Origin of the sequence: Clavibacter michiganensis subsp. tessellarius (genome assembly GCF_021922985.1) — a bacterium.
Taxonomy (GTDB): Bacteria; Actinomycetota; Actinomycetes; order Actinomycetales; family Microbacteriaceae; genus Clavibacter; species Clavibacter tessellarius.
Map to the genome: position 1 here is coordinate 3,091,521 of NZ_CP040788.1, position 25,797 is coordinate 3,117,317.

Sequence of the window (25,797 nt, forward strand, 5' to 3'; positions counted from 1 at the left end):
CCCGGGTGAGGCGGCTCCCGACAGGGGGCCGATGGCGGCTGGAGGGAGCGGCGGGCGCTCCCGTGGGCGATGGGCGGTCGGGTCAGCCCCGGAGGCGCGGCGCGGCGGTGCGGGTGACGGCGCGCACCGACTCGAGGATCGACTCGATGGCCCCGCCGGCCTGCTCGCCCGAGGCGTCGTAGGTGGCCTGGGAACGGCGGTACGGGTCGACCACGTCGTAGTCGTCCTCGTGCGCGGGCGGCAGGGTCACGCCCCGCTGCGCCGCGACGAGCGGGATGAGGTCCCGCAGCTGCGCCGGCACGTCCCCGTCGCAGGCGATGTGCTTCTCGTCGCCCGAGACCTCCACGAGGTGCTCGAACAGCGCCGCGAACTCGCGGATCGTGAACGTGAAGCGGTTGGCGCGGGGCACCGCGCGCACGACGGCGCTCCGGTGCTCGCGCGCCATCGTCAGCACGAGGTCGACGCCCTGGATGATGCCGGGCGTGAGGAACCGCGCCTGGTGCTCGCTCGGGTCGCCGCCGTAGCGGACGGAGAGCTCGGCCGCCTGCTCGGGCATCCGCTGGCCCTCGGCCGCGATGGTGCCGGCGCTGGAGAAGCGGACGACCGAGTCGGCCTCGGCGGCGTGGCCGCCGAAGATGGCCCGGACGCGCGCCCGGAGCACCTGCTCGGCGAGCGCGGATCGGCAGATGTTGCCCGAGCAGACGAACAGGACGCGGAACGAGCCGTCGTCGACGCCCTCGGAGGATGCGTCGCCGAGGGCCGCGCGTGCGGCCCTGCGGCTCGTGGGGGGGAGTTCCGACATGGAGGGGAGCTACGCCTTGATCTTCTCGATGGGCGCCTTGGTCTTCGTGCCGTCCTCGTCCTCCGTGTACCCGTACCCGTAGCCGTAGTGGCCGTAGCCGTACGCGTCCGGGCCCTTGGTGGGGAGCATGGTGATGACGAGGCCGAGCACGTCCGCGCCCACGTTCGTGAGGTTGGCGATGGCGCTCTTCAGCTGGGTGCGGTGCGTGCGGCCCGCGGCGACGACGACGATGGCGCCGCCGGCGTTCTTGGACAGGATCGCGGCGTCCGTGACGGGCAGGAGCGGCGGGGCATCGATGAGCACCACGTCGTAGCGCGCCTCGAGGTCCTGCAGCAGGCGGGCCATGCCCTGCGAGCCGAGGAGCTCGGAGGGGTTCGGCGGGATCTGGCCGGCGGGGAGGATCGAGAGCATGCCCGAGCCCCAGGGCTGGATGACGTCCTCGATCTCGGCGCGGCCGATGAGGATGTCGGTGAGGCCCACGGCGCCCTCGAGGCCCATGTAGGAGGCCAGGCGCGGGCGGCGGAGGTCGGCGTCGATGAGGACGACCTTGATGCCGGAGTCGGCCAGGGCCAGCGCGAGGTTCGAGCTGGTGGTCGACTTGCCCTCGCCCTGGATGGAGGAGGTGATGACGAAGCTGCGCGAGCGGCCGCCGAACTCCAGGAACTGGAGGTTCGTGCGGAGGCTGCGGAAGGACTCGGCGCGGGGGCTCCGCGGGTCGTCCTGCACGATGAGCGGGCGCTCGGTGGCCTTCGGGTCGTACGCGATGCCGCCGAGGATGGGCTTGGTCGTGACGAGCTCGACGTCGCGCTCCCCGCGGATGCGGTTGTCGAGCGTCTCGCGGAGGAGGCTGACGCCCACGCCGATGAGGAGGCCGATGATCGCGCCGACGATGATGTTGACGGGCAGGTTCGGCGACGACGGCGACTCGGGGATCTCCGCCTGCTCGAGCTGCGTGATCTGCACCTGCGGGGTGCCCTCGATCGTCTCGGGCACGAGCTGGCCGACGACGGTGGTGAGGCTCGCGCCGATGGCGTCGGCCAGCGTGGCCGCGTCCTGGCGGGACTCGTTCTTCACCGTGATGTCGATGATCGTCGTGTCGAGCGGGGCCGCGGCGCGGACCGTCTCGGCCAGCTCGCGCGACGTCATGTCGAGGTCGAACTGGTCGATGACCGGCTGGAGCACGGCGCGGGTCGTGACGACGTCGGCGTAGCTCTTCACCGCCTGGGTGATGAAGTTGTTGCCCTGCTGGAGGTCCTGCACGCTGCCCGAGCTGCTCTGGGCGACGTACATCTTCGTCGAGGCCTCGTACTCGGGGGTCTGGAGGAGGGAGAAGGCCGCGGCTGCGCCGACGCCCACCAGGAGCGTCAGGATGATCAGCACCGCGCCCCTCCGCAGCATCCGAATGAAGTCACGGAGCGCCATGATGTAGAACCCTTCCCCAAAAACTGCCAGGCGCGGAGTGTCCGCATACGTGGGATATCCACAGCCTCGGCTGTCTATCATCACACAGCTCACGAGGGCCGCAGGCAGCTCGGAACGCCCCCGTCCGGGGCATGGTAGGCCTCTTGACGCCCTGTTATGGTCGCAGCTACAGCAGTGCTGCACGGCGGTACACGAGTGAGTAGGGACCTGGGCCATGAGCTCGCAGACATTTCGCCGGGGTACGCCCGCGCTCCCAGACCCGTCGGAGCTCCGCTCCGCTCCGAGTGACAAGAACCCGCCACCTGAGGGGGATTCGCCCGCCACGGTGAACCGCGGATTCCGCCCGGACGTCGAGGGCCTGCGCGCCCTCGCGGTCGTCGCCGTCATCGTCGACCACCTCTTCGACTGGCCCTCCGGCGGCTTCGTCGGCGTCGACGTCTTCTTCGTCATCAGCGGATTCCTCATCACCGGGCTCCTGCTGAAGGAGTACGAGCGCACCAAGAGCATCTCGTTCCTCGACTTCTACAAGCGCCGCGTCCGCCGCATCATGCCGGCCGCGCTCCTCGTGCTCGTGGTGACGACCGCCGCGTCGTTCCTCGTCTTCAACGTGATCCGCGCGCAGGCCAGCCTCTGGGACGCCGTCTGGTCCGCCCTCTTCGTCTCCAACTGGCACTTCGCGAGCGCCGGCACCGACTACTTCGCGTCCGACGGCCCCATCTCGCCGTTCCGCCACTACTGGTCGCTCTCGGTCGAGGAGCAGTTCTACCTCGTGTGGCCGGTGCTGATCTTCCTGGTGATCGCGTTCGCCCGGCGCCGCACGCCCAAGAACCGCGTCAAGCGCGCCCGCCTCTTCACACGGACGATCGGCATCACCGTCGGCGTCCTCATCGTCGCCTCGCTGGCATGGGGCTTCTACGAGACCTCGGCCCGCCCGACGGTCGCGTACTTCTCCACCTTCTCCCGTGCGTGGGAGCTCGGCATCGGCGCGCTGCTCGCGATCTTCGCGGCCCGCATCGCGACCATGCCGGCCTCCATCCGCCCGGTGCTCGGCTACGTCGGCCTCGCCGGCATCGTCGTCTCGTTCTTCGTCATCGCGGGCGACCTCGCCTTCCCGGTGCCGTCCGGCCTGCTGCCGGTCGTCGCGACGGCCCTCGTCATCGCCTCGGGCATCGGCGGGGTGTCGAAGGCCATGGCGCCCATCACGAACCCGGTCACCACCTACATCGGCCGGCTGTCGTTCTCGCTGTACCTCTGGCACTTCCCGGCGATCATCCTGCTCGACTCCGTGATCCGCGACCGCACCGTCTACTACGCGGCCGCGATCGGCGCGACGCTCGTGCTCGCCGTCGCCTCCTTCCACCTCGTCGAGGACCCGATCCGCCGCTCCAGCTGGCTCGACCCGAAGAAGGCCGGACGCCGCTCCTCGGCCGTGCAGCTGAAGATGACCGTCGCGGCCCTGTCCGTCGTCGCGGTCGCCGTGGTCGGCGTCGTGGCGGTCGCGGTCGTCCGCGACGAGCCCGCCGGCCAGAGCCAGCTCGGCAGCGGAACGCCCAGCACGGGCGGCACCGCCGCCCCCGTCGAGGCCACCGGCACCGCGCTCGCGACCCGCGCCGAGCAGATCACGGCGGCCCTCGCGGCCGACGAGTGGCCGGCGCTGGATCCCGCCGTCGAGTCGTTCGGCAACTTCGGCCGCGACGTCATCGCGCCCGAGTGGGCGAAGGACGGCTGCCTGGGCGGCGACCTCGCGAAGGACAAGGACGCGATCAAGAACGCCGAGCACTGCGTCTACGGCAACGCCGCGGCGGGTCCCGACAAGACGGCCGTCATCTTCGGCGACTCGCTCGCCGTCAGCTACGCGCCCATGCTCCGCACCACGCTCGGCGACGAGTGGAAGGTGCGCGTGCTCACGATGGCCCGCTGCCCTGCCTCCACCGTCACGAGCACCGACACCGACGGATCCGAGTACACCGAGTGCGGCGACTTCCGCACCTGGGCGCTCGGCGAGATGAACGCCACGAAGCCGGCGCTCGTCCTCATGAGCGAGTCGGTCGACAACTCCTACCTGTCGAGCAAGGCCACGGGCGGCGCCGCCGACCGGGAGTGGCAGGCCGGCGCGCTCACCACCATGAACGCGCTGAAGACGGCCGCGACGAACGTCATCGTCCTGTCCCGCCCGCCGGCAGCCACGGCCCTCGTCGAGTGCAAGACGCCGACGAGCTCGCCGAACGACTGCCGCTCCGAGGTCTCGCCGTCCTTCGTCAGCCACGCCCGCACCATGGCGGCGGCGGCCGAGGAGGTCGGGGCGCCCGTGCAGTTCATCAACACGCAGGGCTGGTTCTGCAGCCAGGGCAGCTGCCCGGCGTTCGTGGACGGGATCCCCGTGCGCGGCGACACGTCGCACCTCACGGCCCGCCAGTCGCAGGCGCTCGCGCCGATCATGTCGGACGTGCTCTCGCAGCTCGCCGCCCCGGCCCCCGCGGCCGGCTGACCGGCACCCGCCCCACCGCACGCCACGACGGGCGCTCCTCCTCCGGGAGGGGCGCCCGTCGTCGTGCGCGCGGGCGCTCGTCGGTGATCGGCCGCCGGGACCCCCGCCAGGCCCCCCGGCGGCCCGGGCGAGCCGCGGTCGTCGCCTGCTCCGGCGGGCGGGCGGGAGCGCACGACCGCCGGCGGGCACGCGCTCATGCGGGCTGGCGAGCGGAGCCGCGACCGCGGCGGCGTCCGCGCCCGCGGGTGCGCCCCGGTCGGCCGGCGGAGGCCCACGCCGACCCGTCAGGCAGGCCGGCCGGGGATCAGTGCCGCGGCCCCTTCGCGGCCGAGCGCCTCGTCAAGCGCCGGGCGACGCCGATGAAGGGCACCTCCACGAAGCGGTGCACGAGCCAGGAGGCCACGAGCGTGAGCGCGATGGCGGCGACGACGCGGACGATGCCCTCGGGGACGTCGACCGCGCGCATCACCCGGTAGGCGAGCGGGTGCAGGAGGTACGCGGCGTAGGAGATCGCGCCGAGCCAGATCAGCACGCGCGAGTGCGCCGCCTGCCGCGAGGCGTAGAACGCGAAGAACAGGCCGAGGCCGAGGAGGAACGAGACGGCGTAGTCGAAGGGCGGCCACGTGGCGTCCTGCCCGCCATTGAGGTACGTGAAGAGGGGCACGCCCACGACGCCGGCGACGAGGAGGCCCTTCCAGGCGGTGGACCCGTCGCGGTCGCGCAGGTGGATCGCGTGTCCGAGCGAGGCCGTGTACAGCAGCAGCGGCAGCGTCCACGGCAGCTCGCGCTCGAGCACCCGACCGGCGACCGCGGCCGCGACGAAGCCCGCGAGCCAGACGTAGCCCATCACGACGCTGCGGTCGAGGCGGCCGACGAGCTTCGCGACGAGGCTCTGCCCGTAGAAGATCAGCTCGATGCCGAGGGTCCAGGCCGTCGGCACGATCGTCATGATGCCCACGGCGCCCTGCACCATGAGCACGTTCGCCATGATGGTGAGGGGCCCGCCGAGCTCGCCCTCGCCCGTGGTCGCGACCCACAGCATCATCAGCCCGAGCACGAGCCAGTAGAGCGGGAAGAGCCGGTAGACGCGGCGCACGAGGAACGTGCGGGTGTCCTGGCGCTGGAGGCTGAGCGGGATCACGTAGCCGCTGACGAGGAAGAACGCGACGACGCCCACGCGCCCGGCGTCCACCCACTCGCGGCTGAACGTCTCGAACGCCGGGTACTCCGCGGCGATGAGGTGCTGCAGCACCACGATGAACGACGCGACGCCGCGGACCGCCTCGAGGAACTCGATCTTGCGACCGGTCTCGCTCTTCACTGTCACGGTGCTGGTCACGCGGGCTCTCCTCTGGTGCGGGCACGACGCGTCGGACGCACCGGTTCGACCCTAACGGCCGCCCCGGCGGCGGGCGGGCCCGGGGATGCCCCTACTTCTGGGCGGCGGGGTCGTCGAGGACCTCGACGCGCACGAACCGGCGCACCTCCGCGCCCATCAGCTTGTAGCCCGTCATGTTCGTGTGGATCCCGTCGCGGAAGAACTCGCTCCGCCACTTCATGTCCTTGTTCGTGAGGTTCTTCCACGGGTTGAAGAAGTGGTACCCCTGCGCGTCGGCGAACTGCTCCAGGTGCGCGTTGACCTCGGGCGGCGTCTCGGGCGAGGCGTTCTGCGGCGGGATGCCGAGGATCACGGTCTCCTTCGGCGCGAGCTTCTCGACCGTCTGGATGATGTCGGCGTCGAGCTGCGTGTCCGGCACCCCGGCGATGCGGTTGTTCGTGCCGATCATGATGAGCGCCACGTCGACGTCCTCGACGGTCGGCGTGTTCGCGGCCATGACCGTGCTCGTGGCGCCGTCGGTGCCCCAGCCGCCCGCGTACGTCAGCGGGTCGCCCACGACGTAGTCGACGTAGGCCATGCCCTGGTCGATGCCCTGCGGCAGCGTGCCGACGAAGCCGTTGGTGTTCGAGTCGCCCATGACGACGATGCGGGTCATGTCCTCGGGCGCCGTCGTGGCGGACGCGTCGGGGGCGGGCGCCCCGTCGGTGCCGGTGGGCGCGGGCTGCGGGCCGCTGGTGCACCCGGCGAGCAGGAGGACGGCGGCGAGGGCGCCGACTGCGCCCCGGGCCATGCGACGTGCGGGCATAGGTGTTCATCCGATCGTGGAGGGGTCCGCGGCAGCGGCGAGCCGGTGACCCCGTCAGCCGCTGCGATCACGGGGCCGCTCGGAAACCATTGTGGCATGGGGTTTCCGGAGCCCCGGCGGCGCGGCGGCGAGCGGCGGAGCGGCGACGCGCGAGGGCGGCGCGGCGTGCGGCGGAGCGGGGACGCGCGAGGGCCCCGCCGCGTGCGTCACGCGGCGGGGCCCGGGGGCGTGCGGGTCAGGCGGTCTGCGCGAGCCGGACCAGCGCCTGCACGGCGGCGTGGTCGGAGGGGGAGCGACCCTCGTACGTGTACGGGTTGATGGCCGAGTCGACCACCTCGACGCCGCGACCCGCGAGGATCCAGTCGATGCGCTCGCCCTCGGGCACGGGAGCGCCGTACGCCGTGAAGGTGCCGATGCCGGGCGTCGCGTGGTGCGCCGCGGTGGTCCACGTGTCGGCGAGGCCGGCGTCGCGCGTGAGGATGTCGTACGCCGCGGACTCCTCGGCCGGCGCGTTGAAGTCGCCCGTGACGACGACCGGGGCGCCCGAGGCGACCTCCTGCAGCCGCTCGGTGATGAGGTCGGCGCTCTTCACGCGGGCGAGCTCCGACTCGTGGTCGAGGTGCGTGTTGAGGTGCACGAACTCGGCGCCGCTGCGGCGGTCGCGGAAGCGCGCCCACGTCGCGATGCGGGTGGTGCTGCAGCCCCACGAGCGCGAGCCGATGAGCTCGGGCAGGTCGGACAGCCAGAACTGGTCCCACGCGACGACGTCGAGGCGGCGCTCGTCGTAGAAGATCGCGCTGTACTCGCCGCCGGATCCGCCGTCGCGGCCGTAGCCCAGCATGCGGTGGTGGGGGAGCGCCCGGGCGATGGCGGGCAGCTGGGCCGAGAGGGCCTCCTGCACGCCGAGGACGGTGGGCTGCTCGAGCTGGAGGAAGCGGGCGAGCACGGGCTCGCGGTCGGCCCAGTGGTCGGGATCGCCGGGCTCGGTGGAGGGGCGGGCCAGGCGGATGTTGCAGGTCATGACGTGCACGAGGTCGCCCTCGGCCGAGCCGATGGTCGCCTGCTGGGGCGGGGCGGGAGCGACGGGAGCCGCTGCCGCCGGGCGAGACGGAGGGGGGTCGGCCTCCGCGGTGCCGTCCGGGCCGTCCGTGGTGGTGGTCGTCTCGTCCGCGCGCGGCCGCTCGAGGAGCGCCGTGCCGGAACCGCGGGTGGGGCGTCCGATGCCCGGATCCGATGATCCGGCGCCGTCGAACAGGTCGCGTCGGCTGGATCCGCCGCTGGCCATCATGGAGATCTCCTCGGGTCGCACGTGTCTCGCATGATCAGCCTGCGCGTGCGCGCCCCTGCGGGGCACCAACGGCACATGGCGGATGCGTGAACTGCACGGACAGGTCTACGCGAGGGGTGCGGGGATGGCAACCCGGATGCGGCGTGTCGGTCCGGCGCGGAGGGTTCCGCCAGGCGGCGCATGGTCCGCTGGCAGACGCGCGCGCCGCCGGCGGGTGCCGGCGGCGCGCGGATCGACGCGGGGAGGCGGGTCAGCCCAGGTGCTCCGCGAGGAAGTCCGTGAGCGCGCGCCACGAGCGGCGCTCGGCGCGATCCTGGTACTGCGCGCCGTGCTCGGGCGAGTCGACGCCGGGCACGGAGAACGCGTGCATCGCGCCGCTGTAGCTGACGACCTGCCAGTCGATCGCGGGACGCGTGCGCATCTCGTCCTGGAACGCGGCGACCTTCTCGTCGGGGACCAGCGGGTCGTCCGCGCCGGTGAGGACGAGGATCGCGGCCTTCACGTCGGCGACGTCGGCCGGGTCGTGCACCACGAGGCTGCCGTGCAGGGAGATGGCGGCCTTGATCTCGGCGCCCGCGCGGGCGACCTCGAGCGAGGCGCTGCCGCCGAAGCAGTAGCCCATGACGGCGATGCGCGACGGGTCGACGTCGGGCTCGGCGGCGAGCCGGTCGATGCCGGCCTGCACGCGGGCGCGCATGAGCGGCAGGTCGGCGTAGTAGGACCCGGCGACCTGGCCGGCCTCCTCGGGGCCGGGGCGCACGTCGCGGCCGTAGACGTCGGCCGCGAAGGCGACGTAGCCGAGGCGCGCGAGCATCTGGATCCTGGCGGCCACGTGCCCGCCGACGCCGAACCAGTCGTGGATCACGAGCACGGCCGGGCGGCGGCCGCCCTGCGACGCGTCGCGGGCGAGCAGGCCCTCGAGCTCGGTGCCCGCGTGCTCGTACAGCACCGGGCCCATCTGGATGTCGGCGCCCGCGGGCAGCGGCACGCGCTCGGTGAGCTCGGCGAGGGACGGCGACCAGACGGGGGTCGATGCGGGATCGGTCATGCTCATGCCTCCACGGCGGTGCCGAAGCGGGCGGGGAGCGTGGCGCGGTGGATCCCGCGCAGCTCCTCGACCGACAGGGTGAACAGGCCCTGCAGCTCGAGGCCGGGCGCCTGCGCGTCCGTCACCCCGATGCGGAGCACGGGGTAGCCGCGCCCCTCGCAGAGACCCTGGAACTTGACGTCGTCCTCGCGGGGGACCGTGACGAGCATCCGGCCGGTGGACTCCGAGAAGAGGGCGGTCGCCGCATCGACGCCGTCGCGCTGGACGATGCCGTCGAGCCAGACGCGGGCGCCGACGCCGAAGCGCATGACGGACTCCGCGAGCGCCTGGCCGAGGCCGCCGTCCGAGAGGTCGTGCGCGCTCGCGACGAGCGACTGCGTGGCGCCGGCGGCGATGAGGGAGGCGAGCTCCCTCTCGGCGCGGAGGTCGACCACGGGCGGGACGCCGCCGAGGTGGTCGTGCACGGTGCCGGCCCAGGCGGATCCATCGAGCTCCTCGCGCGTGACGCCGAGGAGGTAGATGTTGTCGCCCTCGTCCTGCCAGCCGGACGGGATGCGGCGCGCGACGTCGTCGATCACGCCGAGCACGCCCACGACGGGCGTGGGGTGGATGGCCTGCGTGCCCGTCTGGTTGTAGAGGGAGACGTTGCCGCCCGTGACGGGGATCTCGAGCTCCAGGCAGCCGTCGGCGAGGCCCTCGACCGTGCGGCTGAACTGCCACATGACCTCGGGGTCCTCGGGGCTGCCGAAGTTGAGGCAGTCGCTCACGGCGACGGGCGTGGCGCCGGACGCGGCGACGTTGCGGTACGCCTCCGCGAGGGCGAGCTGCGCGCCCTGGTACGGGTCGAGCTGGCAGAAGCGGCCGTTCGCGTCGGTCGCGACCGAGAAGCCGAGGCCGCTCTCCTCGTCGACGCGGACCATGCCGGCGTCGTCGGGGAACGACAGGGCCGTGTTGCCCATGACGTAGCGGTCGTACTGGTCGGTGATCCACGACGCGTCGGCCAGGTTCGGGCTGCCGAGGAGCTGCAGGAACTGGTCGCGGATGTCGTCGGGCGCGGTGGGGCGCGCGAGGCGCGACGCGGAGTCGGCCTGGAGGGCGTCGATCCACGTGGGGTAGGAGACGGGGCGGTCGTAGACGGGGCCGTCGACCGCGACCGTGCGCGGCTCGACGTCGACGATGCGCTCGCCGTGGTGGTCGATGACGAGGCGGCCGGTGTCGGTGACCTCGCCGAGCACGCTCGTCTCGACGTCCCACTTGCGGACCACGGCGAGGAAGCCCTCGAGCTTCTCCGGCTTGACCACCGCCATCATGCGCTCCTGGCTCTCCGACATGAGGATCTCCTCGGCCGTGAGCGACGGGTCGCGCAGCAGCACCTCCTCGAGCCGGATGTGCATGCCGCCGTCGCCGTTGGACGCGAGCTCGCTCGTGGCGCAGGAGATGCCGGCGGCGCCCAGGTCCTGGATGCCCTCGACGAGGTCCTCCCGGAAGAGCTCGAGGCAGCACTCGATGAGCACCTTCTCGGCGAACGGGTCGCCCACCTGCACCGCGGGGCGCTTGGTGGGGCCGCCGTCGGCGAAGGTGTCGCTCGCGAGGATGGAGGCGCCGCCGATGCCGTCGCCGCCCGTGCGGGCGCCGAACAGCACGACCTTGTTGCCGACGCCGCGCGCGTTGGCGAGGTGGAGGTCCTCGTGGCGGAGCACGCCGACCGCGAGCGCGTTGACGAGCGGGTTGCCCTGGTACACGCGGTCGAAGTAGGTCTCGCCGCCGATGTTCGGCAGCCCCAGGCAGTTGCCGTAGAAGCTGATGCCGGAGACCACGCCGTGCACGACGCGCGCGGTGTCGGGGTCGTCGATGTCGCCGAAGCGCAGCGCGTCCATGACGGCGACGGGGCGGGCGCCCATCGAGATGATGTCGCGGACGATGCCGCCGACGCCCGTGGCCGCGCCCTGGAACGGCTCGATGTAGGAGGGGTGGTTGTGGCTCTCGATCTTGAAGGTGACGGCCCAGCCCTCGCCCACGTCGACGACGCCGGCGTTCTCGCCCATGCCGACCATGAGGTCCTTCTTCATGGACTCGGACACCTTCTGCCCGAACTGGCGCAGGTACTTCTTCGAGGACTTGTAGGAGCAGTGCTCGCTCCACATGACCGAGTACATGGCGAGCTCGCCGCTCGTGGGTCGGCGGCCGAGGATCTCCCTGATCTTCAGGTACTCGCCCTCGGTGAGCCCGAGCGCCGCGTAGGGCTGCTCCTTCTCGGGGGTGCGCTCGGCCATCTCGACGGTGTCGGCGACGTGGCGGCGGATGCTGCGTCCCTCTCCCGCGGGGTCGGTGGGGACGGAGGCGGGATCGGGGTGGACGCTCACTGCGCGAGGACTCCTTCGAGGACGGACGTGAAGAGACGGAGGCCGTCGACACCGGAGCGCATGGCGGCCGGGGTGTCCGGTCCGAAGCCCTCCTCGACGGCGTGCTCGGGGTGGGGCATGAGGCCGACGACGTTGCCGCGGGCGTTGGTGATCCCGGCGATGTCGCGCAGGGATCCGTTCGGGTTGCCGCCCAGGTAGCGGAAGGCCACGCGGCCCTCGCCCTCGAGGCGGTCGAGGGTGTCGGCGTCGGCGATGAAGCCGCCCTCGCCGTTCTTGAGCGGGATGGTGATCTCCTCGCCCGCGGTGAAGGCGTTCGTCCACGCGGTGCCGGTGGCCTCGACGCGGAGGCGCTGGTCGCGGCAGACGAAGTTGCCGGCCTCGTTGCGGATCAGCCCGCCGGGCAGCAGGTGCGCCTCGGTGAGCATCTGGAAGCCGTTGCAGATGCCGAGCACGGGCACGCCGCGCTCGGCGGCGTCCACCACCTCGCGCATGATCGGCGCGAAGGCCGCGATGGCGCCGGCGCGCATGTAGTCGCCGTAGCTGAAGCCGCCGGGGAGCACGACCGCGTCGACGCCCTGGAGGTCGTGGTCGCCGTGCCACAGCGCTACTGGCGTGGCGCCCGCGAGGCGGACGGCGCGCTGGGCGTCGCGGTCGTCGAGGGATCCCGGGAAGGTGATGACCCCGACGCGCATCAGCGCTGCTCCGCCGCGGCCGAGCCGTGGGGGAGCGGGTGCGCGGCGACGTCGGTTTCGGCCGTGCCGCCGTCGGCGACCGTGTGGTCGTCGGTGACGTTGCCGGTGGCCATGTCGGCCTCGGCCGAGATGCCGAACCCGTCGAGCCCGGCGACGTGGACGCTGATGACGTCCTCGATGACGGAGTTGGAGAGCATGTCGGCGGCGAGCGACTGGACGTCGGCGAGCAGCGCGTCGTCCACCTCGCCCTCGACGGTGAGCTCGAAGCGCTTGCCGATGCGGACGCCGGTGAAGCGGTCCTTGCCGAGGCGGGCGAGGGCGCCGGCCACGGCCTTCCCCTGGGGGTCGAGCAGCTCGGCCTTGGGCATCACTTCGACGACGATCGTGGGCACGATGGGACTCCGGATTCCTGGAGGCGGGTGGATGCGCTCAGCGTACCGGACCGCCGCGGCCCGCCGGGCGGCTCCCCGGGCGGGCAGCGGTGGGCGGCGGGCCGACGGCGATGTCGCGGCCGGGATCAGCCGATCGCCTCGGGCAGCAGCTCCACCCGGTAGGCGGCGTCGATGGTCTCGCCCGTGGCGGGGTCCTCGAGCTGCACGCGCCAGCGCGAGGCGAACTGGTCGACGCCCGGGACCATCGCGACCGTGCCCGAGATCAGCACCGTGCCGGGGACGCGCAGGCCGCGCCGCTCGAGCACCTCGAGCCAGTGGTCGGGCGTGAGGAGCGCGCCGAGCGTGGAGTCCTGGATGAGCTCCTCGGCGCCCTCCTCGCCGACCCAGCCGCGCAGGCGGATCGCGTCGAGGCGGTCGCGCACGTCGGCGAGGCGCCAGGCCTTGCGTCCCAGCACGTCCGGGCCCGCGTTCTTGCTCCACGCGACGCCGTGCACCTCGAGGGCGCGGTCGGTGTGGTCGCAGGCGACCGTGAGCAGCACGTCGTCGTCGGTGATCACGAGCGCCCACTCGGCCTCGCCGGAGGTGCGGCCGTGCTGCGCGGGCACCGCGTCCGCCTGCGACGCGAGGTAGGGCGCGACCGGGTAGAGCGCAGGCGTCACCTCGGGGCCGGGCACGCCGAGCTCGGCGAGCTCCGCGATGTGCGCCTGGACCTCGGCCTGGTCGCGGCCCGCGTAGCCGGCGTTGAGGAGCGACACGACCTCGACGCTCGTGGTGGATCCGTCGGGCAGCTGGAAGCGCAGGGTGGTCATCGGTCCTCCGGTGGTGTTTCGAGCGTGTGAAGAAATGCGGATCCGGTCGCCCTGGCCATGGTCACCGGCATCCGGTATGCCTACTGTATACAGCACACCGACCGGACGCCCGGCGGGTCCGACAGCCGGATCCGCGGCGACTCCCCACCCGGTCCCGCACCCGAGGAGACCCATGGCCGACGACCCCACCGCCGCTGCGGCGACCACCGCATCCGCAGCCGGCGCGCCCGCGAACGGCGCGCCCCACGACACCCCGAGGCCGTCGCGCCGCGAGCTCGTGAAGGCCTTCACCGCGAGCCTCACCGGCACGTCGCTCGAGTGGTACGACTTCGCCGTCTACTCGGCGGCCAGCGCCGTCGTGTTCCCCGTCGTGTTCTTCCCCGCGTCCGACCCCTACACGGCGACGATCCTCGCGTTCTCGACCTACGCGGTCGGCTACGTGTCGCGCCCCGTCGGCGGGTTCGTGTTCGGGCGGCTCGGCGACAAGATCGGACGGAAGCCCGTCCTCGTGCTCACGCTGCTGCTCATCGGCATCGCGACGTTCCTCATCGGCGTGCTGCCGGGCTACGCGACCATCGGGCTCGCGGCGCCGATCATCCTCGTGCTCCTCCGCTTCGCGCAGGGCGTGGGCGTCGGCGGCGAGTGGGGCGGCGCGGTGCTGCTCTCGAGCGAGTTCGGCGATCCGCGGAAGAGGGGCTTCTGGTCCTCGGCCGCGCAGGTCGGCCCGCCCGCCGGCAACCTGCTCGCCAACGGCGCGCTCGCGCTGCTCACCGTGCTGCTCACCGAGGACGACTTCCTCGACTGGGGCTGGCGCGTGGCCTTCCTCCTCTCCGCGCTGCTCGTGGCGTTCGGCCTCTGGATCCGCCTGAAGCTCGAGGACACCCCCGTGTTCAAGGCGCTGCAGGAGCGCGGCGACCGGCCGAGCGCGCCCATCTCGGAGATCTTCCGCACGCAGGCCCGTCCGCTCGTGGCCGCGATCCTCAGCCGCGTCGGCCCCGACGTGCTCTACGCGCTCTTCACCGTCTTCACCCTCACCTACGGCGTGAACTCGCTCGGCTTCGAGCGCAGCCAGGTGCTCGTGGCGGTGCTCGTCGGATCCGCGGTGCAGCTGTTCACCATCCCGTTCGCGGGCGCCGTGAGCGACCGGATCAACCGCCGGGCGCTGTACGCGGCCGCCGCGGTGGGCGCGGCCGTCTGGGCGTACGTGTTCTTCGCGATCACCGACGGCTCGTCGACCTTCGTGCTCGGCGTGGGCATGGTGCTCGGCCTGTTCTTCCACTCCTTTATGTACGGGCCGCAGGCGGCGTACATCATCGAGCAGTTCTCGCCCCGGCTCCGCTACACGGGCGCCTCGCTCGCGTACACGATCGCCGGCGTGATCGGCGGGGCCATCGCGCCGCTGATGTTCACGATCATCTACGAGGAGACCGGCAGCTGGGTCGGCATCGCGCTGTACCTCACCGCCGCGGTCGTGCTCACGCTCGTGGGCCTCGCGATGGGCCGCGACTCCGACGTGGCCGAGGACGAGGAGTACGTGCGCACGGGCGCCGAGGGCGTCGCGGCGCCGCGGGTCTGACGCACGCCCTGTTCGGCCGACGCCCGGATCCCCGCCGCGGGGTCCGGGCGTCGGCGCGTGCGGGGCGGTCGCGCGTGCGGGACCGCGTCAGGCGCGCAGCAGCACGTCGAGCGTGACGGCGAGGTGCCGGTCGATCGCCCCGCGCGCGGCCTCGGCGTCGCCCGCGGCCAGCGCGTCGACGATGCCGGCGTGCTCCTCGCAGACCCGGTCCTGCCGGTCGGTCGCGCGGTAGAGCGCCTCGACGCCCACGAGGATCTGCCGGGCGCGGAGCTTCGCGTAGGTGCGGCTCATCAGCTCGCTGCCCGCCGCGTCGACGAGGAGCTGGTGGAAGCGGCGGTCGTGCTCGATGAACTCCCGGCCGCTCTCGCGCGGCGGGCTCGCCACCATCGCGCGCTGCTGCTCGAGCACCTCGCGCATCGCGTCGAGCGGCGTGCGGTCGTGCTCCACGGCGCTCGTGGCGGCATGCCGCTCGAGCACCCCGCGCAGCTCCATCAGCTCGGCGATCTGGCGTCCGGTGATGACGGGGATGCGGGCGCCGCGCTTCGGGATCATCTCCACCAGGTCGTCGGCGGCGAGCAGCAGCAGGGCCTCGCGGACGGGCGTGCGGGAGACGCCGATGCGCTCGGCCAGCTCCTGCTCGTTGAGGAACGCGCCCTGCTGGTCCGGGTCGGTGAGGACGTGCGCGTGGAGGAACTCGTAGGCCCGCTCGCGGCCGGAGAGGGCGCTCGCCGGTGACCCTGGATCGCCCGCCCGTTCTCGCATACGCTATGTATACATCACAGGAGGACCATGAGAATCGCGCTCGCCCAGATCATCAGCTCCCCGGATCCCGCGGACAACCTCGCACGGATCGAGCGCTTCGCGGAGGACGCCGCTCGGCAGGGCGCCGAGCTCGTGGTGTTCCCGGAGGCGGCGCAGCGCGCGTTCGGCAACCCGCTGCCGGAGGTCGCGGAGCCGCTCGACGGGCCGTGGGCCTCCGGCGTGCGGGCGGTCGCCGACCGGCTCGGGGTCGTGATCGTCGCGGGCATGTTCACGCCCGGCGCCGACGGCCGCGTACGCAACACCCTGCTGGTCGCGCGGCCCTCGGGTGCGGAGGCGGCGGGCGCCGGCTCCTACGACAAGATCCACCTGTTCGACGCGTTCGGCTTCCGCGAGTCCGACGCCGTGGACCCGGGCGACGAGGTCGCCGTGATCGAGGTCGGCGGCACGCGCGCCTCCCTCGCCACCTGCTACGACGTGCGCTTCCCGGCCCTCTTCCTCGCGGGCGCCGACCGGGGCGCGGCCGTCAGCGTCGTGTGCGCGAGCTGGGGCGCCGGCCCCGGCAAGGCCGACCAGTGGGACCTCCTGCTGCGGGCCCGCGCGCTCGACTCCACGACCTTCGTCGTCGCGGTCGGCCAGGGCGACCCCGCGACGCTGCCGGCCGGATCCCGCGGCCACGACCCCGCGAGCGGCGCGCCCACGGGCATCGGCCGGAGCGCGGTGGTCTCCCCGCTCGGCGAGGTGCTGCACCGGCTCGGCGGCGAGGAGGAGCTGCTCGTCGTGGACGTCGACCCGTCGGCCGTCGAGACCGCGCGCGGCACGCTGCCCGTGCTCGCGAACCGGCGCCGGGGGCTCGAGCAGCAGGGCTGAGCCCCACGGCGGAACGGATCCCGGAGCCGCGACCGCTCCGCCTCCCGCTCCGCCTCCCGCTCCGCCTCCCGCTCAGCCCGGCGCGGGACCGGCCGGCGCTCCGCGTCCGCGCACGCGAGATTCCCGTGACTCCCGTGACTCCCGTGACGCCCGCAGCGCCGCCGCGGCGGGCAGGCCGACGGCGCCCAGCGCGCCGACGAGCGCGAGGACGCCCCAGCTGCCGGCCGTGCCGACCGCGGCGACCGCGGCCCCGGACACCGCGGGCGTGATCGCCGCCGTGAGGCCCCAGGACGAGCCCACCATCCCGAGCGCCGCCACGTGGTCGGCGGCGGGCACGCGGGCGAGGATGGTCGGCACCATGCCCGCCGTCACGAGCAGCTCGCACGCCGTCCAGCCGACGCCGAACGCGAGCCAGCTGTCGGTCGCGGCCGTCGCGACCGCGGTGAGCGCGCCCGCGGTGAAGCCGGCCACGAGGTAGGCCGGCGCCCGCTCGTCGCGCACCACGCGGAGCACGAGCGGCTGCAGGCCGATGAGCAGCACGACGTTGGTCAGCGCGGCGTACACGTACGACCCCGGCGTGGCGGTCGTCAGCGCGAACTGGATCCCGAGCCCCTGCATCAGCGCCGTCCCGGCGAGGGCGACGAGGAGCGGCGAGCCCAGGCGACGGACCGCGGACGCCGACCGGACGCCCGCCGCGTCGGTGCTCGGCTCGGGGCCCCCCGCCGCACCCGGGGCGGGCCGCGGCACCAGGAGCGCGGCGACGAGGAGCAGCGTGCCCTCGACGAGCATCAGGGGCGCGTAGCCGATCCCGGCCGCCGTGACGAGGCCGGCCACGCCCGTCGCGACGACGCCGCCGACGTTCGCCGTCCACGAGATCGCGGACTGCGTGCGCGCCTGCCGATCCCCCTCCACCTGCACCGTGATGAGCGTGCCGATGAGCGAGCGCGCCAGTCCCGCCGCCCCGCCGACGACGAGCATGACCGCCGCCAGCAGGAGAGCGGATCCCCCCACCGCGGCGGGCAGGACGAGGAGCGCGGCCCCGTCGAGCGCCAGCGTGCCGATCAGCAGGGGACGCAGCGCGCGGCGCGGCGCGAGGAGCCCGGCCGCGGCGGGGAGCACGACGGATCCGACGCCGGCCGCCGTGAGGATCAGCGCGACCTCGCTCGTCGTGTGGAGCTCGCGGAACCACACGACCGCGACGATCGACGTGAAGCCCGCCGCCCGCACGAGGACGAGGAGCGCGAGGAGACGGCGCGGCAGCCGCGTCACGGGCGGGCCCCCGCGCCGACGACCCAGGCGACGAGGGAGTCGAGCCGCGCGCGGTCGGTCCCCGTCGCGACGGCGTCGAGCCCGCCGCGGTCCGGCGCGGCCAGCAGCGACCGGGTGAGCCCGCCGAGGTCGAGGGCCGCGAGCTGCGCCGCCGTCCGCCGCCCGGCCGCGGGGTCCCCGTGCGGACCGGGCGTCGCGGACGCGTCCGTCCCCGCGCCCGCAGCCCCGGACCCGGACCCGGCGAGCGCGGCGACGCGCGGCGCCTCCCGCGACCCGAGCGCCGCGAGGTCGCGGAGCAGCAGCGACGCGTCGCGACGGGCCAGCGCGAGGCGCAGGATCCCCCAGCGCACCGCGGTCGGCCCGTGCCGCTCGACGAGCGCCGAGGCGGTGATCCCCGCGGCCGCCGCCTCCCGCGGCGACCGCCCCTCCACCCGCAGGTGGTGGTGCACGTGCAGCACGTCGGCGGTCGGCGCGTCGAGCGCCTGGCACAGGAGCGGCACGAGGGTGAGGTGCAGGTTGAGCAGGCCCTTGCCGAGCACCTGGATCCGCGTCGCCGACTCCGCCCACCCCGCGTCGGGCCGCGGCGCCAGGTAGCTCGCCGCCGCCACGAACCCCGAGTGGATCACCTGGCCGGGGTCGCCCGGCACGGGCACGCCGTGCCCGCCCGTGCGGGACGCCGGCCGCGAGACGCTCAGCGTCGCGGGCGGCGCCGCGCTCGCGCGCCCGAGGGCCGCGGCCGGCCCCCGGAGGGCGACGCGCTCGCGGAACGCGGCGATCCCGTCGGCGAACGGCGCGACGCGGAGGAACCAGTTCGGCTCGCCGTCGCCCGGGGAGGCCGGGCTCCCGCACCCCTCGCAGGCGGAGGTCGCGGTGGTGTCCGGCAGCGCCCCGCACCGGGAGCACCGCGGTCGCGCGTGCACCCCGCGCTCGAGCGCGCCCTGCGCCGCGAGCGCATCCCACGCGGTGCGCGCGTGGTCGGCGACCGCGGGCTGCGCCGTGGATCCGACGACGACGTCCCCGCCGGCCACGGACCGCGCGAGGGCCGCCAGGTGCGCGAGCGGCGGAGGGGGTCCGGCCGCGAGCGCGGGGATGCTGTGCTCGTCGCGCGTGGCGACGACCGCCGGTGCCCGGCCGCCGACGCCCGCGCCGAGGATCGCCCCCAGCGCCCCGGCCACGACGAGGTCCGTGGCCCAGCCCGCGTGGTCGTAGGAGTGCGCGGACGCGGGCGGGACGGTGATGACGGCGCCCGGCCCCATCAGTACAGCGCGTTGCCGATGTAGTTGGGCAGCGCCTGCAGCCGGCGCTCGAGGTCGTCGAGGTCGGCCGGGTACTCCTTTCTATAGCGCTGCGTGATGCGGTCGACGCCGTGCCAGTCCCGCGGCGGGCCGTCGGGCGAGTAGCGGTCGGCGACCTCGGAGTAGAGGGGCGTGCCCGGCCGGAGGAACAGCTGGTTGAGGCCGAAGTAGCCGGGGATGGTCGCCGCCCAGTCGACGATCTCGCCCGACCGGCACGTCGGGTCGTCGGGCAGCCCGAGCAGCACGAAGGCGAACGGCGTGATCCCGGCGTCCGCCAGCTTCTCGACGGCGAGCTGGATCTTCTCCGCCGGGATCCGCTTGCCCACGCCCGTCTCGCTCACCGCCGGCGACTCGGCGCCGAGCCACATGCCGCGGCACCCGGCCTCCGCCCACGCCTCGACGTCGGTGCGGAGCACCACCTCCGTGCGGGTCTGGCCGGTCCAGCTCACCCCGCGGCCGGTCAGCCGCTCGCAGAGCTCGGTGTAGAAGGTCTTGTGCAGGCCGAAGACGTAGTCGAGGAAGAACACGTCCGAGACGCCGCGCGCGGTCTGCTGCTCGATGGAGGCGAGCGTGGTCTCGACCGGCTCGGCGCGCATCCGCGTCCCGAAGGGCAGGTGGCAGAACGTGCACCCGTAGGTGCAGCCGCGCACCCCGAGGGCGATGCCGCACGTGCTGCGGTGCAGGGATCCGTCGGTGAAGGTCTCGGCCGTGTAGAGGGAGGGGTCGATGAGCTCGTAGTCGGGCACGGGCATCTCCTCGGGCCCGAGCGGCGGGAAGACGCCGGAGAAGGGGAGCACGCGCGACAGCGGGGTGCCGCCGGCCTCGAGCAGGCGGACGGCGCCGATCGCGGCGGCGTCGGACTCCCCGCGGGCGACGAAGTCCACCCCCAGGTCGTCGAGGGTGGCCTGCGGCAGCTGCGTGCCGTGCGGGCCGACGGCGATCACGTCGGCCGCGGGCCAGCGTTCGCGGAGGCCGGCGACGCAGGCCCGGACGGGCGACAGGTCGAGCGGGTAGCACTGGGCGCGGTCGGCGATGGCGGTGACGACCACGACGTGGTCCGGGTCGGTCCCGGCGGGCGGCTCGGCGGCGACGCGCTGGTCCCAGATGACCACGTCGTGCCCGGACCGCCCCAGCACGGTGGCGGCGATCAGGGCGTCGAGGGGGTGCTGGAGGAAGTCGCGGGAGAACTCGTCCTCGACGATGGCGAAGGCGGTGGACGGCATGGTGGATCCCTTCCTAGAGAGGTGCGTTCGTGTCATGGAGGTGCTGCTGGAGGCGGTCGATCAGGTCGACGGTGCGGAGGGAGGCGGCGTCGAGGCGCGGGGGCGACGCCGCCCGGGGGTCGGCGAGGAACGCGCGGAGCTGCACCACGTGCGGGGCGAGCCAGTCCGACGGCGCGGTCGTCGCGGATCGCTCGCGGGCGTACAGGCCCGCGTCGGGGACCTCGTCGGGCGGCGGCGCGAGGTCGAGCACGGTCGTCTCCGACTCCAGCACGACCGAGCCGGCCGTGCCGTCGAACGCCAGCCGGGGCGCGCGCCCCGGGAAGGCCTCCGTCGTGTACCGCACCGTGGTGAGGCAGCCCGACGCGTGCTCGAGCGCCGCGGTGAACGCGCCCTGCCGCGCGCCGGGCCCGCGGCGGGGCGCCCGGGAGGCCGTGACGGAGATCCGGTCGACGGGTCCCAGGCACCAGACCGCGAGGTCCAGCTGGTGGTACGCGAGGTTCCACAGCTCGTGGCTCCTGCGGGCGGCCGACGCCCGGAAGTAGGCGTCGGACCGCCAGAGGGGGAGCTCGACGAGGGCCGTGCGGATCCGGCCGAGGTCGCCGGCGCGGATCCTCTCCCGGACGCGCCGCACCTCGTCGACCCGGCGCAGCTGGCTGACCACCTGGAGGGTGCGACCGGCGGACGCCGCGTGCCGGTCGAGCGCCCGCGCGCCCGCGGCCGTGAGCGCGGCCGGCTTCTCGACGAGCACGTGCATGCCCCGGTCGAGGGCGCGGTGGGCGAGCTCCTCGTGGCTGTCGGGCGGGGTCGCGATGAGGACGGCCTCGAGCGAGGCGTCGTCGAGCACGGCGTCGGGGGACGCCGCCTCGTCACGCGGGTCGAGGGGCCGCCAGCCCGGCGGGAGGCGGCGCGCGCCGATCCGCAGCCGGCCCACGAGGGGCGCGAGCGCGGGATCCGTGCGGAGGAGCCGATGGTACGTCGCGCCCATCGCCCCGAGGCCGACGAGCCCGACGTCCCGGGCCGTCACGCGCGGGACCCGGCGTCGCCGCCTACGACCGGCACGGCGCGCGAGCCGAGCAGCAGGCGCGTGTGCTCGATCATGTCGAGGTCGACGTCGATGCGCCGCGGGCGCCGTGTGACCAGGCGCAGCAGCGCGTCCCGCATCGACACCCGCAAGGGGTCGTCCGGGATCGTCCGCACGCGCCGGCCGTCGGGCGTCTCGTGCACGAGCAGCGCGGTCCGCGCGCGCGGGAAGGTCCGCTCGTCCGCGTACGAGGGCGCGAGCCACAGCGTGATCCGCTCCCGCCCGTCCGACAATCGGACCACCCGGTGGTTGGCCGGGTCGCACGCGGGGTCGTCGTCGGGCTCGAGCGGGACCGAGGGGGATGCCCCCGCGATGCGGCTGTGGAGCACGAGGTCCCGTCCGTCGGCGCACACGGCGGCGAACCGCGCCTCGACGAGGGACCCGCCCTCGTCGACGAGCTCGAGGCGCCGGGCGTCCGGATCGGTCGGCACGAGGTCGTCCCCGGTCGCGCCCAGCGCCCGGGCGATGGCGTAGAGGTGCGGCCACTCGTAGCCGAGCACACCGGCGATCCGGTCGGTGAAGCGCCCGCGGGCCTCGTCGGGCCGCCGGTCCTTGACGAAGCTCACGGTGAGCGCGTGCCGTGGCCGGATCCGCGCCTCGTGCCCGAGGGCCCGGATCGCGATGCTGTCCTGGTACTGCGACGCCACCTCGAGCACGACCCCGGGGTGCTCCGCGATCAGCGCCCGCAGCGCGTCCAGCTGCTCGGGCGAGCAGACGGGCTTCTCCACGAGCACGGCCGCGTCCGGGCACCGCGCGACGATCTCCCGCAGCCGGTCGAGGTGCGTCGCGGTCGGCGTCGCGATGATCCAGACGGCCGGGTCCGCGGGGGCTCCCGCGAGGTCGGGGGAGGTCGGCCAGGGCACGGCGCGCGGGTCGAGGTGCGGATCCACGATCGTGACCTCGTGCCCCATGCGGGCGAGGAGGGAGGCGCGCAGCAGGCCGATCCGCCCGCCGCCCACCACGGTGACGCGCACGCTCACGCGCCCCGACGGAAGTGGTGCTCGTAGTACCTCTCGTAGACGCCGGAGGTGCGCACCCACCCGTCGACGTCCGCGAGCGGCACGGGCGCGCCGGGCCGGGCCTCGACGCGCTCCATGAGGCGGCCGAGGACGATCCACGTCGCCGCGCGGTACATGTCGTACCCGCCGTTCGGGATCCCCTCGAACCGGTGCAGGTTGAACGACCGCCCGTCGCCGAGCACGACGGGCCCGTCGTCCGGCCCGTCCGCGAGCGCCGACAGGTCGGCGGTCGCGAACGCGGTCACGTAGGACGTCCGCGGCAGCGCCCGGAGCGTCGCCGCGTCGGCGATGGGCTCGCCCGTGCTCGAGACGAGCAGCGTGGGCGCCATGGCGACGGCCTCGCCGATCGACGGGGTCGTCTCGAAGCCGTCCTCGGCCGCGGCGATGAGCTGGAGGTGGTCGGTGTCGACCACGACCACGCGGCAGCCGAGGGCCCGGAGCCCACGGGCGATGCGCGCGCCGAGCGAGCCGAAGCCGACGCTCACGACGCGCATCCCGATGAGCTTCTCGCCGCGGAGGGCCTCGCGCAGCCGGCGGATGCAGGAGTCGGCGATCTCGTTGTAGCCGATGCGCTGCTTCACCTCGGACCGCGCCATGTTCGCGACCGGCAGGTCGCGCGCGAGCGGGCTGCGGGCGAGGCGCTTGAGCCCGCTCACGGTCAGCTCGACCGCGGCGTCCGGGCGCTGCTGGAGCACGGACCGCCCGTCGGCGCCGGTGAGGCCGAGCAGCCCGCCGTCGTCGATCATCGCGACCCGCTGGCCGCATCCGTGCGCGTCGGCGACGAACCGGTCGACGGCGCGGGCGGACTCCTCCGCGCGCGCGGCCTCGGCGCCCGACGCCGTGCGGTCGACGGCGGCGTTGTCGAGCTTCCGCACGTCCACGCCGTGGGCGCGCAGGGTCGCGGCGATGCGCGCCCGGTTGAGCGTGCGGTCGCCCTTGTCGAGCACCATCACCTCCTCCGGCGCGATGCCTGCGGCGAGCAGCGCGCGCACGAAGCCGAGCGAGTTCTCCACGAGGTGGTCGCGGAAGACGATCCGCCAGCCGCCCGGCGCGATGGGGTGGGTGCGCGCGGCCCAGTCGAGGATCGGCATGGCGGCGGAGAGCGTGGCCTGCTCCTCCTCGGACAGGCGCCGGTCGTGCCGCTCGACGGCGTCGCGGAGGAGCTCCGCGACCTCCGGGTCGTCGGCCCGGACGATCCCGTGGAACGCCCGGCTCCGCGGGTTCGCCGGGAGGAGGGAGCGCGGGGCGACGCCGCCGAGGTGGATCCCGACGTGGGCGCGACCGCCCGTCGGATCGGTCCACGATCGCTCGCGGAGGTCGGCGTCGGCGTCGCCGTCGCCGTCGTCCGGCGCGGCCGGACGGTCGGGGTCGGGGAGCAGGCCCAGCTGACGTGCCGTCGCGTCGAGCGCGGCCATCAGGGGGCGGGGATCGGCGACGCCGGCGATGCTGCGATCGCGGGCCGTCGCGGGAGCGGTTCCTGCGGGTGACGTGGTCGAGAGCATGTTCACGTCACGTGAGGTTAGGTACGCGTCCGGCCCGGCGGAACCGGCCCGACGAGATTTGCGCGAACTCTTCGTGGGCCCTATGATCCGCGGGCCCGGCTGCCGAGGCGACCGGGCCCGCGCTCATGCGAGCGGATCAGCGCCCGACGGGACCCATGTCCGCGTAGCGGTCGCCGACCGGGGTGGGCAGCGACGAGAGGTGCGCGAGCTGGTCGGCGGAGAGCGTCACGGCGTCGGCCGCCACGTTCTCGTCGAGGCGGCTGACGCGCTTCGTGCCGGGGATCACGGCGATGTCGTCGCCCTGCGCCAGGATCCACGCGAGCGCCACCTGCGCGGGCGTCGCGTCGAGCTCGCCCGCCACGTCCTTCACGGCGTCGACGATGCGCATGTTCTGCGCGAAGGCCTCCTCCGCGAAGCGCGGGGACGAGGAGCGGTAGTCGGCCTCGGAGAGGTCGGCGACGCTCGTGATCGCGCCGGTGAGGAAGCCGCGGCCGAGCGGCGAGTACGCGACGAGCCCGATGCCGAGCTCGCGCAGCACCTCGAGCACGCCGGCCTCGGGGTCGCGGGTCCAGATGGAGTACTCGCTCTGCAGCACCGAGATCGGGTGCACGGCGTGCGCCCGGCGGATGGTGTCGGGCCCGGCCTCGGAGAGCCCCAGGTGCAGGACCTTGCCCTCGTCGACGAGCTCCTTCATCGCGCCGACGGTCTCCTCGATCGGCACGGCCGGGTCGACGCGGTGCTGGTACAGGACGTCGATGCGGTCGGTCCCGAGGCGCTGCAGCGAGGCCTCGACGGCGATGCGGATGCCCGCGGGCGAGCTGTCCATTCCGCGCTCGTAGTCCTCCGCGTCCTTGCCCGGGGCGTGCTTCAGCAGGCCGAACTTGGTGGCGATGACGACGTCGTCGCGGCGGCCCGCGAGCGCGGATCCGACCAGGCGCTCGTTGGTGAACGGCCCGTACGCCTCGGCCGTGTCGAAGAGGGTGACGCCCTGGTCGACCGCGCGATGCAGGGTGCGGATCGACTCCGCCTCGTCCTGGCCGGCGCCGTCGTAGAAGGCGCTCATGCCCATGCAGCCGAGGCCGATGCGGCCGACGTCGAGGCCCGTGCCGGTGTGGATGTGCTTCATGCGGTGCTCCGTTCTCCTGCGGCCGGATGGGCCGCCTCTCGAGCCTAGGCACGTCCCGCGACCGCGACGCGCCGCCGGTCCGCTTTTTTTGAACCATTCAAGGGAAGTGTGCTTGACTGCGGCCATGCCCGCCGACCACGCGCACCACCACGCGCCGCCCCTGGATGCCGACGCCCTGCGCGCCGCGCTCCGGGAGGCGGGCCTCCGCGTGACCCGGCCGCGCGTGGCCGTCCTCGAGGCGGTCGACGCCCGGCCGCACTCGGACGCCGACGAGGTGCTCCAGACGGTGAAGCGCGAGCTGCCCGGCACGAGCATCCAGGCGGTCTACGGCGTGCTCGGCGCGCTCGCGGCCGCGGGGCTCGTGCGGCGCATCGAGCCCGCGGGATCGTCCGCGCGCTACGAGCGCCGGACGGGCGACAATCACCATCACCTCGTATGCACAGGTTGCAGGACCATCGTCGACGTGGACTGCGCGGTGGGGGAGTCCCCCTGCCTCGCGCCGTCCGACTCGGCGGGGTTCCTCGTGGCGAGCGCCGAGGTGACGTACTGGGGCCTGTGCCCCGCCTGCCGGACCGCATCCGCGGATCCCGGTGCCACCGTCGCGACCTAGCGGTCGCCACCGGCCCGCC

Annotated in this window: 21 protein-coding genes and 1 pseudogene; 4 read left to right on the plus strand and 18 right to left on the minus strand. The window is 74.0% G+C overall.

Annotated elements, in window-relative coordinates:
* Window positions 1-82: 82 nt before the first annotated feature.
* Both FGG90_RS14775 and FGG90_RS14780 read right to left on the minus strand, forming a co-directional pair.
* Window positions 83-802, minus strand: a complete 720-nt coding sequence (locus tag FGG90_RS14775) for an arsenate reductase/protein-tyrosine-phosphatase family protein (protein WP_094126305.1) — start codon at window positions 800-802, stop codon at window positions 83-85.
* Window positions 803-811: 9 nt separating this feature from the next.
* Entirely contained in the window at window positions 812-2,182 is a 1,371-nt protein-coding gene (locus tag FGG90_RS14780; RefSeq protein ID WP_237583455.1) for a tyrosine-protein kinase domain-containing protein, read from the minus strand.
* A gap of 367 nt (window positions 2,183-2,549) precedes the next feature.
* On the opposite strand from FGG90_RS14780, the gene FGG90_RS14785 reads away from it, so the two are divergent.
* On the plus strand, window positions 2,550-4,712 hold the full coding sequence (locus FGG90_RS14785; RefSeq protein WP_237583456.1) for an acyltransferase family protein: 2,163 nt from the start codon (window positions 2,550-2,552) through the stop codon (window positions 4,710-4,712).
* Window positions 4,713-5,016: 304 nt separating this feature from the next.
* Here the strand turns inward: FGG90_RS14785 and FGG90_RS14790 are convergent, their stop codons facing one another.
* The 8 genes and pseudogenes from FGG90_RS14790 to FGG90_RS14825 all read right to left on the minus strand — a co-directional run bounded on the left by FGG90_RS14790 (window position 5,017) and on the right by FGG90_RS14825 (window position 13,448).
* Window positions 5,017-6,051, minus strand: a complete 1,035-nt coding sequence (locus tag FGG90_RS14790; protein ID WP_094126302.1) for an acyltransferase family protein — start codon at window positions 6,049-6,051, stop codon at window positions 5,017-5,019.
* Between the two features lie 91 nt (window positions 6,052-6,142).
* Window positions 6,143-6,841, minus strand: a complete 699-nt coding sequence (locus FGG90_RS14795; RefSeq protein WP_237583457.1) for an SGNH/GDSL hydrolase family protein — start codon at window positions 6,839-6,841, stop codon at window positions 6,143-6,145.
* Window positions 6,842-7,091: 250 nt separating this feature from the next.
* Complete coding sequence (locus tag FGG90_RS14800; protein WP_094126300.1) at window positions 7,092-8,144, minus strand: endonuclease/exonuclease/phosphatase family protein; 1,053 nt, start codon at window positions 8,142-8,144, stop codon at window positions 7,092-7,094.
* Between the two features lie 250 nt (window positions 8,145-8,394).
* Window positions 8,395-9,192 carry a dienelactone hydrolase family protein gene (locus FGG90_RS14805; RefSeq protein WP_237583458.1) on the minus strand — a complete coding sequence of 266 codons (798 nt, stop codon included), beginning with the start codon at window positions 9,190-9,192 and terminating at the stop codon, window positions 8,395-8,397.
* A gap of 2 nt (window positions 9,193-9,194) precedes the next feature.
* The gene (purL, locus tag FGG90_RS14810; RefSeq protein WP_094126298.1) at window positions 9,195-11,555 is read right to left on the minus strand and encodes a phosphoribosylformylglycinamidine synthase subunit PurL; all 2,361 of its coding nucleotides are present in this window, start codon (window positions 11,553-11,555) and stop codon (window positions 9,195-9,197) included.
* Window positions 11,552-12,247, minus strand: coding sequence for a phosphoribosylformylglycinamidine synthase subunit PurQ (gene purQ, locus FGG90_RS14815; protein ID WP_094126297.1), 696 nt, complete (start codon window positions 12,245-12,247; stop codon window positions 11,552-11,554). Before purQ ends, purL begins: the two co-directional genes overlap by 4 nt.
* 152 nt (window positions 12,248-12,399) lie before the next feature.
* Window positions 12,400-12,639 (minus strand): annotated as a pseudogene (gene purS, locus FGG90_RS16185) (phosphoribosylformylglycinamidine synthase subunit PurS); the annotation flags it as partial.
* A 125-nt stretch (window positions 12,640-12,764) separates the two neighbouring features.
* Complete coding sequence (locus FGG90_RS14825; protein ID WP_094126295.1) at window positions 12,765-13,448, minus strand: DUF2848 domain-containing protein; 684 nt, start codon at window positions 13,446-13,448, stop codon at window positions 12,765-12,767.
* A gap of 172 nt (window positions 13,449-13,620) precedes the next feature.
* On the opposite strand from FGG90_RS14825, the gene FGG90_RS14830 reads away from it, so the two are divergent.
* Complete coding sequence (locus FGG90_RS14830; RefSeq protein WP_094126294.1) at window positions 13,621-15,024, plus strand: MFS transporter; 1,404 nt, start codon at window positions 13,621-13,623, stop codon at window positions 15,022-15,024.
* 87 nt (window positions 15,025-15,111) lie between these two features.
* Here the strand turns inward: FGG90_RS14830 and FGG90_RS14835 are convergent, their stop codons facing one another.
* Window positions 15,112-15,786: a GntR family transcriptional regulator gene (locus FGG90_RS14835; protein ID WP_094126293.1), complete on the minus strand. Its 675-nt coding sequence runs from the start codon at window positions 15,784-15,786 to the stop codon at window positions 15,112-15,114.
* A 27-nt stretch (window positions 15,787-15,813) separates the two neighbouring features.
* Between FGG90_RS14835 and FGG90_RS14840 the strand changes: the two genes are divergently transcribed.
* Complete coding sequence (locus FGG90_RS14840; protein ID WP_094126292.1) at window positions 15,814-16,653, plus strand: carbon-nitrogen hydrolase family protein; 840 nt, start codon at window positions 15,814-15,816, stop codon at window positions 16,651-16,653.
* 72 nt (window positions 16,654-16,725) lie between these two features.
* On the opposite strand, the gene FGG90_RS14845 is transcribed toward FGG90_RS14840, so the two are convergent.
* From FGG90_RS14845 to FGG90_RS14875, 7 genes are all read right to left on the minus strand, one after another.
* A complete protein-coding gene (locus tag FGG90_RS14845; protein ID WP_094126291.1) occupies window positions 16,726-17,922 on the minus strand; it encodes an MFS transporter in 1,197 nt (398 codons plus the stop codon).
* Window positions 17,919-19,178: a class I tRNA ligase family protein gene (locus FGG90_RS14850; protein ID WP_094126290.1), complete on the minus strand. Its 1,260-nt coding sequence runs from the start codon at window positions 19,176-19,178 to the stop codon at window positions 17,919-17,921. The genes FGG90_RS14845 and FGG90_RS14850 overlap by 4 nt, the downstream gene beginning before the upstream one ends.
* Window positions 19,178-20,440, minus strand: a complete 1,263-nt coding sequence (locus tag FGG90_RS14855; RefSeq protein ID WP_094126289.1) for a B12-binding domain-containing radical SAM protein — start codon at window positions 20,438-20,440, stop codon at window positions 19,178-19,180. The genes FGG90_RS14850 and FGG90_RS14855 overlap by 1 nt, the downstream gene beginning before the upstream one ends.
* A 13-nt stretch (window positions 20,441-20,453) precedes the next feature.
* Window positions 20,454-21,464 (minus strand): Gfo/Idh/MocA family protein, encoded by a 1,011-nt coding sequence (locus tag FGG90_RS14860; RefSeq protein WP_094126288.1) that lies wholly within the window; start codon window positions 21,462-21,464, stop codon window positions 20,454-20,456.
* On the minus strand, window positions 21,461-22,501 hold the full coding sequence (locus FGG90_RS14865) for a Gfo/Idh/MocA family oxidoreductase (protein ID WP_237583459.1): 1,041 nt from the start codon (window positions 22,499-22,501) through the stop codon (window positions 21,461-21,463). The genes FGG90_RS14860 and FGG90_RS14865 overlap by 4 nt, the downstream gene beginning before the upstream one ends.
* A complete protein-coding gene (locus FGG90_RS14870; RefSeq protein WP_094131187.1) occupies window positions 22,498-24,042 on the minus strand; it encodes a Rossmann-fold NAD(P)-binding domain-containing protein in 1,545 nt (514 codons plus the stop codon). The genes FGG90_RS14865 and FGG90_RS14870 overlap by 4 nt, the downstream gene beginning before the upstream one ends.
* Window positions 24,043-24,178: 136 nt before the next feature.
* Window positions 24,179-25,168, minus strand: a complete 990-nt coding sequence (locus FGG90_RS14875; RefSeq protein ID WP_094126287.1) for an aldo/keto reductase — start codon at window positions 25,166-25,168, stop codon at window positions 24,179-24,181.
* A gap of 124 nt (window positions 25,169-25,292) precedes the next feature.
* Here FGG90_RS14875 and FGG90_RS14880 point away from each other — a divergent pair, with 124 nt between their 5' ends.
* A complete protein-coding gene (locus tag FGG90_RS14880) occupies window positions 25,293-25,778 on the plus strand; it encodes a Fur family transcriptional regulator (RefSeq protein WP_094126286.1) in 486 nt (161 codons plus the stop codon).
* The last annotated feature ends 19 nt before the right edge of the window (window positions 25,779-25,797 follow it).

Excerpts from the sequence above, each read along its gene's own strand:
- FGG90_RS14775 (WP_094126305.1), bottom strand. The coding sequence starts at position 802 with ATGTCGGAACTCCCCCCCACGAGCCGCAGGGCCGCACGCGCGGCCCTC.
- FGG90_RS14795 (WP_237583457.1), bottom strand. The coding sequence starts at position 6,841 with ATGGCCCGGGGCGCAGTCGGCGCCCTCGCCGCCGTCCTCCTGCTCGCC.
- FGG90_RS14800 (WP_094126300.1), bottom strand. The coding sequence starts at position 8,144 with ATGATGGCCAGCGGCGGATCCAGCCGACGCGACCTGTTCGACGGCGCC.
- FGG90_RS14805 (WP_237583458.1), bottom strand. The coding sequence starts at position 9,192 with ATGACCGATCCCGCATCGACCCCCGTCTGGTCGCCGTCCCTCGCCGAG.
- purQ (WP_094126297.1), bottom strand. The coding sequence starts at position 12,247 with ATGCGCGTCGGGGTCATCACCTTCCCGGGATCCCTCGACGACCGCGAC.
- FGG90_RS14825 (WP_094126295.1), bottom strand. The coding sequence starts at position 13,448 with ATGACCACCCTGCGCTTCCAGCTGCCCGACGGATCCACCACGAGCGTC.
- FGG90_RS14830 (WP_094126294.1), top strand. The coding sequence starts at position 13,621 with ATGGCCGACGACCCCACCGCCGCTGCGGCGACCACCGCATCCGCAGCC.
- FGG90_RS14835 (WP_094126293.1), bottom strand. The coding sequence starts at position 15,786 with ATGCGAGAACGGGCGGGCGATCCAGGGTCACCGGCGAGCGCCCTCTCC.
- FGG90_RS14840 (WP_094126292.1), top strand. The coding sequence starts at position 15,814 with ATGAGAATCGCGCTCGCCCAGATCATCAGCTCCCCGGATCCCGCGGAC.
- FGG90_RS14850 (WP_094126290.1), bottom strand. The coding sequence starts at position 19,178 with ATGGGGCCGGGCGCCGTCATCACCGTCCCGCCCGCGTCCGCGCACTCC.
- FGG90_RS14855 (WP_094126289.1), bottom strand. The coding sequence starts at position 20,440 with ATGCCGTCCACCGCCTTCGCCATCGTCGAGGACGAGTTCTCCCGCGAC.
- FGG90_RS14870 (WP_094131187.1), bottom strand. The coding sequence starts at position 24,042 with ATGCTCTCGACCACGTCACCCGCAGGAACCGCTCCCGCGACGGCCCGC.
- FGG90_RS14875 (WP_094126287.1), bottom strand. The coding sequence starts at position 25,168 with ATGAAGCACATCCACACCGGCACGGGCCTCGACGTCGGCCGCATCGGC.
- FGG90_RS14880 (WP_094126286.1), top strand. The coding sequence starts at position 25,293 with ATGCCCGCCGACCACGCGCACCACCACGCGCCGCCCCTGGATGCCGAC.